This is a genomic window from Allokutzneria sp. NRRL B-24872, from assembly GCF_002155965.1.
Lineage (GTDB): Bacteria > Actinomycetota > Actinomycetes > Mycobacteriales > Pseudonocardiaceae > Allokutzneria.
The window spans coordinates 15,883-28,211 of sequence record NZ_MUMH01000115.1; the positions used below are offsets into that span (position 1 = coordinate 15,883).

At 70.7% G+C, this 12,329-nt stretch carries 9 protein-coding genes; 1 reads left to right on the forward strand and 8 read right to left on the reverse strand.

What is annotated here, in order from left to right:
• Positions 1-98 precede the first annotated feature (98 nt).
• Genes CCN37_RS27155 through CCN37_RS27160 form a run of 3 tightly spaced genes read right to left on the reverse strand, consistent with a single transcriptional unit; the run spans position 99 to position 3,576 of the window.
• On the reverse strand, positions 99-1,571 hold the full coding sequence (locus CCN37_RS27155; RefSeq protein ID WP_143261836.1) for a hypothetical protein: 1,473 nt from the start codon (positions 1,569-1,571) through the stop codon (positions 99-101).
• Positions 1,568-1,741, reverse strand: a complete 174-nt coding sequence (locus CCN37_RS40160; RefSeq protein WP_168200884.1) for a hypothetical protein — start codon at positions 1,739-1,741, stop codon at positions 1,568-1,570. Before CCN37_RS40160 ends, CCN37_RS27155 begins: the two co-directional genes overlap by 4 nt.
• The gene (locus CCN37_RS27160) at positions 1,738-3,576 is read right to left on the reverse strand and encodes an amidase (RefSeq protein ID WP_210408222.1); all 1,839 of its coding nucleotides are present in this window, start codon (positions 3,574-3,576) and stop codon (positions 1,738-1,740) included. Before CCN37_RS27160 ends, CCN37_RS40160 begins: the two co-directional genes overlap by 4 nt.
• Before the next feature lie 217 nt (positions 3,577-3,793).
• Between CCN37_RS27160 and CCN37_RS27165 the strand changes: the two genes are divergently transcribed.
• Positions 3,794-6,592 (forward strand): M48 family metalloprotease, encoded by a 2,799-nt coding sequence (locus tag CCN37_RS27165; protein WP_168200885.1) that lies wholly within the window; start codon positions 3,794-3,796, stop codon positions 6,590-6,592.
• Here the strand turns inward: CCN37_RS27165 and CCN37_RS40165 are convergent.
• The 5 genes from CCN37_RS40165 to CCN37_RS41100 form a co-directional block, all read right to left on the reverse strand.
• Positions 6,571-10,053 carry a WD40 repeat domain-containing protein gene (locus CCN37_RS40165; RefSeq protein WP_086826145.1) on the reverse strand — a complete coding sequence of 1,161 codons (3,483 nt, stop codon included), beginning with the start codon at positions 10,051-10,053 and terminating at the stop codon, positions 6,571-6,573. The two genes, CCN37_RS27165 and CCN37_RS40165, sit on opposite strands and share 22 nt — an antisense overlap.
• 140 nt (positions 10,054-10,193) lie before the next feature.
• Entirely contained in the window at positions 10,194-10,727 is a 534-nt protein-coding gene (locus tag CCN37_RS27175) for a hypothetical protein (protein ID WP_086826147.1), read from the reverse strand.
• A 96-nt stretch (positions 10,728-10,823) separates the two neighbouring features.
• Positions 10,824-11,624: a hypothetical protein gene (locus CCN37_RS27180; protein WP_086826149.1), complete on the reverse strand. Its 801-nt coding sequence runs from the start codon at positions 11,622-11,624 to the stop codon at positions 10,824-10,826.
• Positions 11,621-12,043, reverse strand: coding sequence for a hypothetical protein (locus CCN37_RS27185; RefSeq protein WP_086826151.1), 423 nt, complete (start codon positions 12,041-12,043; stop codon positions 11,621-11,623). Before CCN37_RS27185 ends, CCN37_RS27180 begins: the two co-directional genes overlap by 4 nt.
• 15 nt (positions 12,044-12,058) lie before the next feature.
• The coding region (locus CCN37_RS41100) for a DUF6355 family natural product biosynthesis protein (RefSeq protein WP_086826153.1) at positions 12,059-12,329 on the reverse strand (271 nt) is incomplete at its 5' end.

Consider the following 12,329-nt stretch of genomic DNA (forward strand, 5'->3'; position numbering starts at 1 on the left):
CACGTGCGTACTGCGGTCATGGGTCTCACCTCCACGGGTCGTTCACGGACCCGAGCACGCTAGCAGCCCGACGGGCGCCGCGTCGATCCAGTTCGGGGCTACGGGCGGCCCACCAGCGCGATCTTGTCGTCCGCGGAGACCAGGGCCACGCCCGGCGAGACGACCTCGACCGAGTCGACGCCGTGCACCCGGATCGAGCCCGTCGCCCGCCCGGTCCGTTGGTCGAGCACGGTGATCCGGTAGTCCTGATCGCTGTCGGCCTCGTCGACCGCCGGCGAGTAACCGAGGCGCGGATCGAGCGGGTTCGCGCGGGGCAGCGCGGTGTGCACCACCACCGACTGCCGGGCGACGATCACGTTGGTGTTGGGCGACTCGGCGACGAACGTCCAGGGATTGCGGTAGTTCAGCGACGGGTACCCGCGCACGAGCTGTCCACTGCGCCAAGCCATGCCGTCGCCGCCGACTTCCAACCTGCGCTGGGCCTCCTGTGCGGTGTAGTAGGCGACGTCCTCGAACTTCTTCGGCTCGCCGGGGAACTCGATCACCGAGGCGTCGGTGCCGTTGGAGAAGATCAGGGCCGAGCCCACCGCGACCGGCTCTTCGCTCCGGCACGCGAGATCCCTCGGGCCCGCGCTCGTGCGCAACGCGCAGTGCTCGCCGGTCCTGGTGGAGGTGATCATCGTCTTGCCGAGCACGCCAGCGGTCCCACCACGTTCGCGGAACACCGGCTCCGGCGAGGCGGGTGCCACGAACTCCCACTCGTCCCGCGATCCCGCTACCGGCAGCGCCGCGATCGAGGGCAGCTCAGAGGCGCCTGCGGACGGGTGCACGGGCAGCACGTCGACGTTCGGGAAGCGACCGGTCGCCGCGCGCGCCTCGTCGACGGGCCGGGACCAGCGCACCGTGCCGTCGTCGGCGACGGCCGAGACGCGGTCCTTGGCCTCCAGCACGGTGATCCCCGCGACGGCCGCCACACCGCGCTCGGCCGAGATCGTCGTGGGCCACACCTGCTTCCCCGCACCGTCGTAGAGCATGGCGAAGCGATCACGGATGACCAGGAGCCGATCACCGGCGCGCACGAACGTGTCATCGCGGTCTGCGCGGACGCGGTTGAGCTCCCGGCCATCCGCGAGGGAGATGACGCGCGCGCTCGACTTGCCCGCCAGCACGGCAGTCCCGCCGAGAACGGCCCTGACGAACTCGCCGTCGGTGGGCATCGACCACTGGACGTTCTCGCCCGCGAACTCCGCGTTCAACGAGCGGTGCGGCAGCCACACGCCGAGCGCGACGACCGCGGCGGCGAGCACCACGCAGATCGCCACCCGGACGGGCATCCGCAGCCGCAGCAGGAGGAGCGTGGCGACGCCGACACCGAGCGCCGCCACGCCAACGCCCCACAGGTAGGACTTCGCGCTCGCCGTGCCCAAACCGGCCACCGCCAGCGCGGTCCCGGCGGTGAGCGAGAGGAGCGCGACGACGACCGGCAGCCGCTGGCCGTCGTCGGGCGCCCAAGATCTCCCGCTCCCCCGCCGGGGGTCAAGCTCGTCCACAGTGGACGGTACTTCGGTCAACTGCGTTCCTTGCGGTCGTACGGAAGGACGGTAGTGCCGATCTTCGCACGCCACGCGACGGTGAAGGACTCGCCGTCCTTCGGGGACGGGTTGCGCGCGAGCAGGGAGATGTTGACCGGGACGCCAAAGGCGACGGTGAAGAACGGCTCCTGCGGCCGTGCCGAGCTCATCGGCCCATCGCCTTGCGGATGACCTCGTCAGTGCGGACGGGATCGTTGGTCGGCGCGTTGGGCGGCACCGGAGCGGGCTTCGGGGTGCTCTTGCGATCGACCGCGGCCGGGTCGAGCGGGGCCGCCGTGTGGTGCTCGGGGTGGTTCGCCTGGTAGTCGATCATCGCCTGGACGATCGCGGGCTCGGCGAAGCGCGGCCCCCAGAACTGGGCCGACACCGGCAGCCCGCGCGCGAAGCCGACCGGGAAGCTGACCATGGGCCAGCCCAGCGCGTTGGGCACCTGGTAGAAGGCGCGCATCACCGGCAGGCTCACCTCGGGCCCCGCGCGCCTGCCCACGACGTCGGCGACGCTCATGACGAGCATGAAGTCCACGCCCGCGTTCGTCAAAGCCTTGGTGTAGTTGGCGATGAGCGTCCGCCGCCGCTGCTCGCCCTCGTAGCGCACGGCGGCGGTGATGCCTCCCTGGACACGGGCGGCGCTGGCGAAGGTGGGCGCGGTCTCGGTGGGCGAACGGCGGCCGTACCACTCGGTGAGCTTGGCGACGGAGGCCGGGGACGGGACGCCGCTCGCGCAGAACTCGCCGACCGCTTCGGAGTAGCGGACCTCGTACCGGTTGGCGTGGATCACCGCGCTGGACGGCGAGATCGGCGAACCGTCCACAGTGTCCAGAACGTCGGAGGAGCCGACGTAGGGATTGACCTTCGCGTCGGTCATGTCCAGGCCGGGGAACTCGATGACCCGCGCGCCCAGCGCACGCAGCTGCTCGCCGAGCCGGGTGAAGATCTGCCGGTGCTCCGCGCCGTAGAGCGACTGCGGGGGCACTCCCGCCTTCAGCTCGTAGTTGACGTACATCCAGTCGGTCTGCGGGATGCCGATCGTCACGCCCTGCAACGGCTTCCTGCCGGGGCGCGGGACGGTCGGGATGGCCGGGAACGGGCTCGGCGCGGCCAGCGTCTGCGGGTCGTTGACCGGGTCGTGGCCCAGGATGGCGCTCAGCACCAGTGCCGAGTCCCGCGCCGAGCGGGCGATCGGCCCGACGACGTCGTAGCCGGGCACCAGCGGCATCACCCCGGCGGCCGAGACCAGGCCCGGCGAGGGCTTGATCGCGGTGGCGCCGTTGATCGCGGCCGGGAAGATGATGCTGCCGCCGGTCTCCTCACCGAGGCAGGCAGCGGCGAGCCGGGCGATGGGCGCCACGCCGGAGCCCTGGCTCGACCCGCCGGGGACGATGGCGGGGTTCCAGGCGTTGCCGGAGAAGGTGCCGATGATGGTGTCGGAGAACTCCGAGCACATCGTCAGTCCCAGCGGCACGACTCCGGCCGCGCGCAGCCGGGCGACGGCGGTGGCATCGCGCAGCGCGCGGTTGCCCGCGAAGGCCGCGGTGCCGTTCTGCGAGGCCATGCCCTTGACGCCCACGGTCTCCTTGATGCCCATGGGAATCCCGCACAGCAGCGGCACGGCCTCGCCCTTGCGGCGGAAAGCGTTGAGCCGTTCGTCGGCGGCGCGGGCGGCGGCGAGCGCGGCGGGCGCGTCGATCCGGACGAAGGCGTTGTACAGGCCGTTGTCGCCGTAGACCTCGAACGGGCCGTTGAGCTGGGCGATGCGGTCCAGGTAGGCCTGGGTCAGCTCGACGCTGGAGATCTTGCCCGCGCGCAGCAGCGCCGCCAGCTCGACGATCTCGTGGTCCACCAGGCGCGCCCTGGCCGGAATCTTGTCGACCGGCGGCAGGGCCACCGTGTCGGCCGCGCTCGCGGTGCCCGGGACGACGGCGAGGGCGCCCCCGACCGCCGCGGTGCCCAGCAGGGAGCGCCGACTGATTCTCGCAGGTGACACGAAACCGCCTAGGTGTTGAGCGATCGCAACATCGCGGGGTGAGCGAATCCGCTCGGAAACTAGAGAAATCCCTTGCTGAGAGATAGCGACTTCACACAGGGCAGAAACGTCGGCCATTCGGCTCATCCGCGTTTTCAGCTCGCCCATCGTCCTGGCGTGTGCACCACATCCGGGCGCCGCTCTTGATCCGGCGATGCGCATCCGGACACTGAGTGTGGTGATCACCGCAGCTGAGCCCGTGCCCGTCGAGGAGCGGGTGATGGGCGTGGGCACCACGGTGCGCTTCGCGCTGCTGATGGTGCTGGTCATCGCCGCGAGCGGGGCGCTGATGTCGGTGGTCCTCGAAGGTCTCTCCGGCGCGGGGAGCCGGGTGTGCGAGCTGGCGGGCGGCGCCGATCCGGACGCGGGCATCCTTCAGATCAAACTCGCGCTCATGGACCAGTTCGCCCAGGTCGAGGAGTGCGGACGGCGTTTCTCCCCGGGCCTGCCGTGGTGGTCGGCCGCGGCCTGGCCGGTCGCGGTGCTCGTCGGCGCCGTGGTGGTCTTCCTGGCGCTCCCGGCGTGGCGGCTGCGCTCCCGCCGCGTCGTGCCCCTCGACGTGGCCGACCGTTCCGGGGCGATCCTGCGGGTGGTCGAGGCGGCCAGCGCGACGGCTGGTCTGCGCCGGGCGCCGAAGGTCGTGGTGGAGCCGCTCGCGCGGTCAGCCGCTGCGGTGGCGTTCGGCAGCAACCGTCGCCCGGTGGTCTGCCTTTCCGGTGGCCTGGTGGTGTGCGCGACGACGCGTCCGGAGTACTTCCGCGCGGTGCTGCTGCACGAACTGGCACACATCCGCCACGGCGACATCACGCTCACCTACGCCACGGTCGCGCTCTGGCGGGTCTTCGTCGGCCTGGTGCTGTTGCCCTACACCGTGTGGATGGCGGTCTCGCTGTTCGACGGCACGGTGTGGTCCAGCGACACCGCGTTCATGGTGCGCGGCGTCCTGCTCGCCGCGCTGCTCGTGCCGCTGGTCCACCTGGCGAAGCTGGACGTGCTGCGCAGCCGGGAGGTGCACGCCGATGTCGCGGCGACGCGGTGGGGCGCCGAGCGCAGCGCCTGGGCAGAGGAACCCGCTGGGCGACCTCGCCGGCTGGTGGCGGCCTTCCCGGAGCTGTGGCGCACGCACCCCCGGGTGGACCTGCGCCGAGCCGCGCTGGCCGATTCCGGAGCGCTGTTCGGGGTGCGGGCCCTGCCGGTGTTCCTCACCGGCGTCGCCGCGATCCTGGTCAACGCGCAGCTCGAGTCCTACGTCGTGCCGTTCCTCCCCCGCGACAGCGCCGTTCTCGGCTGGCTGAAGCAACTGCTGCCGCTGATCCCGGCCGGTCTCGCGGTCGGAGCGGTCGGATTCGCGTTGTGGCGGGCGGTGGAACACGCGGCGCGGACCTCGCGGCCCGCGCCCTCCGGCGCGCTCACCGGGCTGTGGCTCGGCTTCGGGTTGGCCTTCGGCGAGCTGTTCCTGCACCGCACGGCGGTCACCGAGTGGATGCCCGCCCATCCCGAGGCGTTGCTGCTCGTCGTCGCGGCGGGCGTGGTCGTGGCCTGGTGGATCGAGCAGTGCGCCCGGTTGTGGACGGCAAGCCGACGCGGACCGGCGAGCCGCCTGGTCATGGTCGCCGCCTTGGGGGCCGCCTGGCTGGCGATGGCCTCGTGGCTGGTCTGGTGGCGCGGTGACGGTGTCCTGCTCGCGTCGGGATGGCCTTACGGGACAACGGAAATCCAGTCCGCGTTCACCGCAGGGCTCGGTCAGGGAGCCTCCGGGTACGGCCCGCTGCTGTGGGCGTTCTCGACGGTGTTCCCCGTGCTGGCGGGGATCTCCGAGCCGGTGCTGCTGCTGACCGCGGTGGGGGCGCTGTGGCTCGTGCCGTTGGCGGCGTGGGCTTCGCGCCAGCCGGACGGGACGCCGCGATGGCTTCAGTCCTCGCTCGACGGCACCGGAGCTGTTCTGGTCGGAAGCACGGGCGTGCCGCCGCTACGGCAGGTGCTGCTGCCTGGGCTCCTCGGCGGCGCGTTGGCCTGTGTGATGATCGTCGGCTGGCAGGCTTACCTGCACACGTGGCTTCCCGTGCCGTCTGGCACAGGGGCCCTGTTCGTGCTGACCTACCTGGCAGGGATCTTCTTGGCGCTGGTCGCCGGGACAGCCGTGGCCGCCGTCGCCTCCACTCGGGTTCGCGCGTTCCGGCTCGTGGTGGCGTTGATCGCGGCCGAGACGGCGGCGGTGGTCGGCTTCGCCGGAGCGCTGGTGCTGACCTCGGTCGACGGGTGCGTGCCGCCGCTGCGCACGGTCGAGCCGACCTGCGGCGTGCACTCCACGGTGACCGAGCTCGCGTTCACCCTCGTCCTCACCCCGCTCGTCGTCAGCGCGGCGCTCATCGCGATCGCCGTCGCCGCACTCGCAGGACTGAGCAAGCGCGCCCCAGCTCTCCCGCTGCCGCTGAACCCGCGCGAGCTGCCCACCCGTCGTCGAGCAGTCGCAGTGCTGTGCGTGGCGGCCGTCGTGGTCGCGGGCACTGGCGTCGTGCAGGCGAGCCGCGACAGCGGAAACTCGGGCGTGGCAAACGTGTTCGCGCGCGCCGCCGATCGGCCGATCACGCCCCGAACCCGCGCGATCCAGGTGTTCTCCTGGCTGCGCAGCGGCGGTGAGGACCTCAACCGACGCGTCCTCGGCACCACCTCCCAGCTCACCGCCGCACTGCGCGGGATCGAGGCGGGAACGGAGAACGTCCTTGCGCTGCAACCGATCTGCATGGATCTCGAGCAGATCGCCCGGAGCGCCCAGCGCCACTTCCGGATACCCGAGGCACGCGCACAACAGCACTGGGCGGCCTTCATCGACCTCGCGCTCCGGGACGGCGGCGTCTGCTCCGCGAAGTCAGAGCGCCTGCTGCCCCAACTCCTCGGCGCCGTCGCCCAAGCCGTCGAAGCGGCCAAAGTGATGTCGGCGGTGGTCGACGCCCGTCACGAGCAGGGTGGCCGGTAGTCCCGGCCGGGCAGGTAGCGTTCCCACTGCTCCCTGCTGATCGGATCGCCCACCGCCGCGCACAGGCCCGCGACCAGGCGTTCCAGGTCGGTGTCCCACAGAACGACGCCCACTCCGGAGTGCGTGACGGCCAACGTCGTGCCGTCCGGACCGAACTCCAGGTCGCCGAAGCCCGACGTGGTCCGCGGCAGATACAGCTGCCGCACAGGGGTTTTCGGGTTGGTGACGTCCCAGATCTCCGCGCGCGAGAAGGAGTCGGAACTCTCGGTGTACTGGCCGATCAGAGCGAGCCGCTTGCCGTCGGGGCTGAAGGCCAGCCTGCCCGCGCTCGTGCTGTTGCCGACCTTCGCCAGCACTGGCGTGTCCTCTGGGCGCCGGTCGACGAGCCGCCACACCCGCAGTGTCTGGGAATTGTCCAGGGCGACGAACAGCGCGCCGTCCGGGCTGTACGCGAACTCCGTGTTGACCCCTTGCGGCAGCATCCTGCGCCACAGCTCGGTCGGGCGCGCGGGGTCGGTCACGTCGAACGCGCGCAGCTGCTTGGCCACGTTCCTGTCGTACGGGAAACCCGCCGTCTCCCCGTGCAGCACGGCTGTCAGCGACCGCCCGTCCGGCGAGAACGCCAGATTCCACGCCTCCACCGGCAACGCCGACACCTGCCGGGGGTGCACGGGGTCGGAGATGTCGAAGATCCGCAAGCTCGCCGGAGCGCGGTTGCTCGACGCGAGACCGCTGACGTCGGAGACCGCCAACAGCGGCGCGGTCGGGCTGAAGGCGAGTTCGGCCATGCCGTTGGTCAGGTCGTCGATCATGGCCAGCGGTGGGCGGTTGAGGCTTCCGGTCGAGCGCAGGGCGACACCGACGAACTTGCCGTCGCCGTGGAGTTCGGGCACGGCGAGGAGGTCACCGTCCCGGCTCAGCGCGATGGTGCTGCTGTTGAACATGTTCGGCGAGGGGACCGCGCCCAGCAGCCTCGGCTCCTTCGCGTTCCCCACCTCCCACAGCGAGCTGGTCCCGACGTTGCGCATGGCGATCAGGTGCCGCTCGCCCGCAGCCCGGTAGGCGATTTCGCCCGCCGTCCCGGGCGGCCTCGGCACAATGCCCTTGGCTCCGGGCTGGCCCGGGTTGCCCACGTCCCACACGTGCACACCGGTCGCGTTGGCCTGCAACAACTTCAGGCCGGTGTGGTCGAAGACGACCCGCCCGGTGTCGTTCGTCGAGCGCGGCGAGGACGCGCCCGCAGCCAGCACCGTCGCACCGGAGCCGTCCCGCAGCGTCAGCACCTGCCACTGCTTGCCGCACCCGACGACGAGGTGATCACCGCGCGAGCTGAACGCCAGCGAGGTGATCGTGTCGTAGCACGGCGAGGGCACGGACGAGCCCCAGGACTCGTCGGCGTAGGGCATCCGCTTCGGCGCGCGGGGGTCCTCCAGCCGCCACACCTTCGGATTGCCGCCCGTCCGCTGCGCGGAGGTCGTCGCCAGCAGCCGACCGGTCCGGTCGAAAGCCAAGCGCTGCACGGGTTTGCGGACCGAGTAGCCGTACTGCTCGCCCGGGGCGCCGTCAAAGGCCGCGACCTGCGCGAGGCGCCCCGGGTCGGCCGCGTCCAGGAGCTGGACCTTGCCATCCGTGGCCGACACCGCCAGCAGGCCGCCACGCGGAGCCGCCGCGAGCGAGTCGATCAGCTTGGTACCGGCGACGAACGAGGGCAGCGGCTTGGGCTCACCGCGACCGGCGATGTCCCAGACCAGCACCGTGCCCGTCGTCGTGCCCGCGTAGAGGACGTCGCCATGCGTCGCGAGGGAGCTGACCACGGCGGGCAGCCGCACGTCCGCCCGCTTCCTCGGGTGCGCCGGATCGGTGATGTCCCAGAACCGCAGGTGCCCGTGCTGAGCGTCGCCGAAGTCCACCGCGACCAACAGCGAGCCGTCCTGGCCCACCTCGATGGCCCCCGTCGACAGCCGGTCGATGCGCCCAGAACCGTTGCGACCGCGCAAGGTCACACCATCAGCCGTCGCGATCGCCAGTACCGCGCCCCCGGCGTCCTGCGCGAGCGCGGTGGCGGCCTTGTCGTCGCCGAGGAACCCCGGCGTGCCCTGGCTGTCGAGCACCGCGCGCCGACCTGCCTCGCGGTCGATCCCGTAGGAGAGCAGGCTGAGCTGCTTGGCCAGTCCCGGTTCCCGTTCGCGGAGCAGGTGCGCCTCGTAGGCGAGCGACCTGGCCAACGCGAGGTCTTCGGCGCGACTGGCCTGCCCGCCGAACACGACGGCCGGCACGAGGATCGCGAGCACCACCAGGACCGCCAGCAGCGCCCGCCGTCCCTTTCGCGTTCGCTGGTGGTGGCGCCAGGAGCGGTCCAGGAACTCGGTCGTCCCGGCGTTCAGATCGGTGGCGCGGCTCGGCGCCGACACGGCCAGCCTACTTGCCTCGCTGAGCTGTTCTTTCTTGTACAGCAACGCTTTCGTGCGCCCCGCGCGGTCCCAGTCCTCGGCGTCCGCCGCGATCCGCGCGCTCCCGCGCCGCCAGTCCCGTTCAGCTTCGAGCCACTCCGCGAGCCTGGGCCAAGCGCCCTCCAAGAGCCCGGTGCTGATCCGCGCTGCGCCGTCGCGCACGACGAGCAGGCGCGCCTCCGCCAACCGCGCGATGGTCCGCTCCGCGACCTCAACGTCTGGCAGTCCCTGAGTCAGAACCGCCAACTCCACAGTGATCCCGGTGCTTTCGCCGAGGTTGACCAGCCGCACCAGCACGCGGCGCGCCGCCTCCTGTTCGACTGGCGCCAAGTCGGCGTGCACCTGCTCCGCCCACTCCGCGATTCCGGCGCTTTCCGCATATCCCGCAACGGTCAGCCGATTCTCGGTGCGGCGCGACCACGTCGCCCACAACGCGTGTGACAGCGGAGCGAGCGAGGTCCCGTGTTCGAAGTCGGCGACGATCCTGTCCGCGAGCCCCTCCTCCAGCACCAGTCCGGCCGCCGGCCCTTCAACCACGGCGCGCAGCTCGTCGCGCGTCATCGGCTCGGCCAGAATCTGGTTGCGGCGCAACAACACCGCGAACTCCGGCAGCGCCACGGCGGACCCGTAGAAGTCCGCCCGCAACGCCAAGATCACCGGCTTACCCAGCTCGGCGAGCGCACGCAGGAACGCAGTGCGCTCCGTCGCCGAAGCGCACTGCGTGAACAGCTCCTCCGCTTGGTCCACCACCAACACCGACGCCGCCGCGTCGAGCTCGCGCAGCGGCTCAGCTCCCGGCGTGATCACCCGGCAGAACTCGCCGCCCAGCCGCGCGAGCAGTCCGGCGCGCAGCAACGACGTCTTGCCCGAGCCCGGCGGCCCCACCACGACCACCGGCTCCGCTCGCCCCACTGCGGCGGCCAGCGAGTCGATCAGCCGTTCGCGCCCGTGAAACCGCTCCGCGTCCTGCTCCGCGAACGGCAGCAATCCCAAGTAGGGGCTGGGCTCCACCTGATCACTCCCCCGTCGTGCCGATCACCAACCTCGGTTATCGACCCGTGAGGCACAGCTGGTCAATCCCTGCCCCCGCCAACCCATGCAAACGCCAGGCACGCGGACTGTCACGCGCGCCCAGGGGTCAGATTGCCGCGTCAGCGACGGTAGATGTTGAAGGAGGCCGTTCGATCGTTGAACTGCGGCAGCGAATTCCAGCCGGGCGCCAGCTCTCCGGGCTTGGAAATGGAAGCCCAGCCCGCCGAAGGGTCCCGGTAGGAATTCTGGAACAGGGTGAGGCTGTTGCACCAGTTGTTGGTCAGGATGGAGGACGTCTTGTGGTGCATGATGGCGCCGACCCAGTCGATGCCGTAGCCGGAGGCGTCACAAGGACCGTCGTCGCCCGCGTACATCTGCCAGCGGCCGCCCATGTTGTCGTGTTCGTGCAGGAAGGCAAGTGCGGTCTCGGCGCTCCTGGCCCTCGCGAAAGCGGCCGGATCGTCACCGCACCGCCGGGAGGTGACCTTGGAGGTGGCCTCGCCCGGCTGGAGCTTCTTCAGCGTGATCACGCAGTACTTGCCGGTCGCGGCATCGGGCTGCGGCACGGCTGAGGCGATGCCCGAGCCGATCAGGCCGGCGATGCCGACCAGTCCGGCGAGGACGGCCGCCCTTTTCTTGTTTCCAGTTTTCACGACAGGAAGTTCACATGGGTTGCGATTTACCGTCGAGCCGTTTCAAGAAAGCCCGAAACGGCGTCCCGCCCCGCCCGTGTCAAGCGATTCCTGATGTCAGCTCAGTGGCCGGAACTCGTCGCGGATGTCGTGGAGTTCGTTGCGGTGCACGAAGGCGCGCCACTGCCGGAAGTCCACTTCGGACAGACCGAGCTGGCGGGCGGCGTCGTGGTCCTCGCCGACGAAGTGCAGCACGGCGTGGTCGCCGATGACTCCGACGATCTCGAACTCCGCGTCGCGGTAGGTGCAGAGCTTGCGCGCGAAACCGAGGTCCGAGACGGCCGCGGCGGGCACCTCCAGGGTCCGCTCGGTGAAGTCGGACGGCACGGCCTCGCCGGTCAGTGGGTGCAGCAGGACCGAGCCGGGCGTGCTGGCGAAGTCAACGTCGAAGTCCTGGTCGCGGTAGCGGCCGAGCAGTCCGCGGCGAACGGTCGTGCGCAGCGCGACCGGCGCGCTCCAGAACCGTCCGGGCCCGAAACCGACGTCGCCCGTGGGAATCCAGCCGACCTGGCGGTTGACGTAACCGCCGACGCGCTCTTGGCCACCGTCGGGCTCGATCCGCCACAACTCCGTGCCAGCCGCGAGTTCGGTGAGTTCCATGACGTGACCGTCGAAGATCACCGTGCTGTGGGCCAGGAAGCGCAGCGCGTACTGCGTGCCCGTCGGCCAGCCCTCGATCTCAGCGACGCCGAGCGTCTGCGGGAAGTCCTCGTCCAGCACGACGGCTCCGGCCGCGCGGTGCGGCTCGAACTTGCCGGGCACGGCGACGTTGCCCAGGTAGAGCTGCGCGAGCGCGGGGTGCACCGCCTTCCACAGGATCGTCTCCGGCTCGATGCCCGCCGCCCGTGGGGTGCTCATCCCGCGTGCTTCTCCCGCCACCGAGCCAGGTGGTCGATGCGCTCGACCTGGACGTCCGTCAGCTCGTCGGAGTTGACCTTGCCACAGAAGCCGTCGCGCTGGTTGCCCTCCAGCCCGTTGCTCCTCGCCCACGACGGCGACCTGCCGAGGTACTCCACGCTCGCCCGGTCGGCGTGCACACCGGACACCGCGAAGGGCTGCCCTCGCCAGGTCGCCGTCATGCGGTCGCGGTACCAGGCGTCCAGCTCGGCGACGGGCACCTGCTTGAGGCGGACGTCGCCGAGCTGTTCGAAGCCGTCCTGCGCGTAGGCCCGATCACGGAGCTGGATGACCCAGACGTGACCGGCCACCGCTTCCGACCGGCTCGTGCGAAACGTTTCGCCCCGGTACACGGCCATTTCCTGGTTGAACCAGGTCACCGAAGCTTCCTCCGATCACTTGACTCCGCAGATGACGCCGTTGAACCAGGCGTGGTTGACTGCGCTCGCGCTACCGAGGTAGTAGCGGTAGGGCGTGATGTAGGAGGTACAGAATTTGTAGTTGGGGCGCGAGGGGTAGGAGACCTCGATCTCAACGCTCACGTTGGGGTTGCCGCAATGGAGGTAAATCGCGTCGTACTGGGTCTCGTTGTACCCGCATTGGAGACTGAGCGACGAGTACGCGCTGGCGGGTGTGACCACGGACGCGGTGGCGACGGCCGTCGCC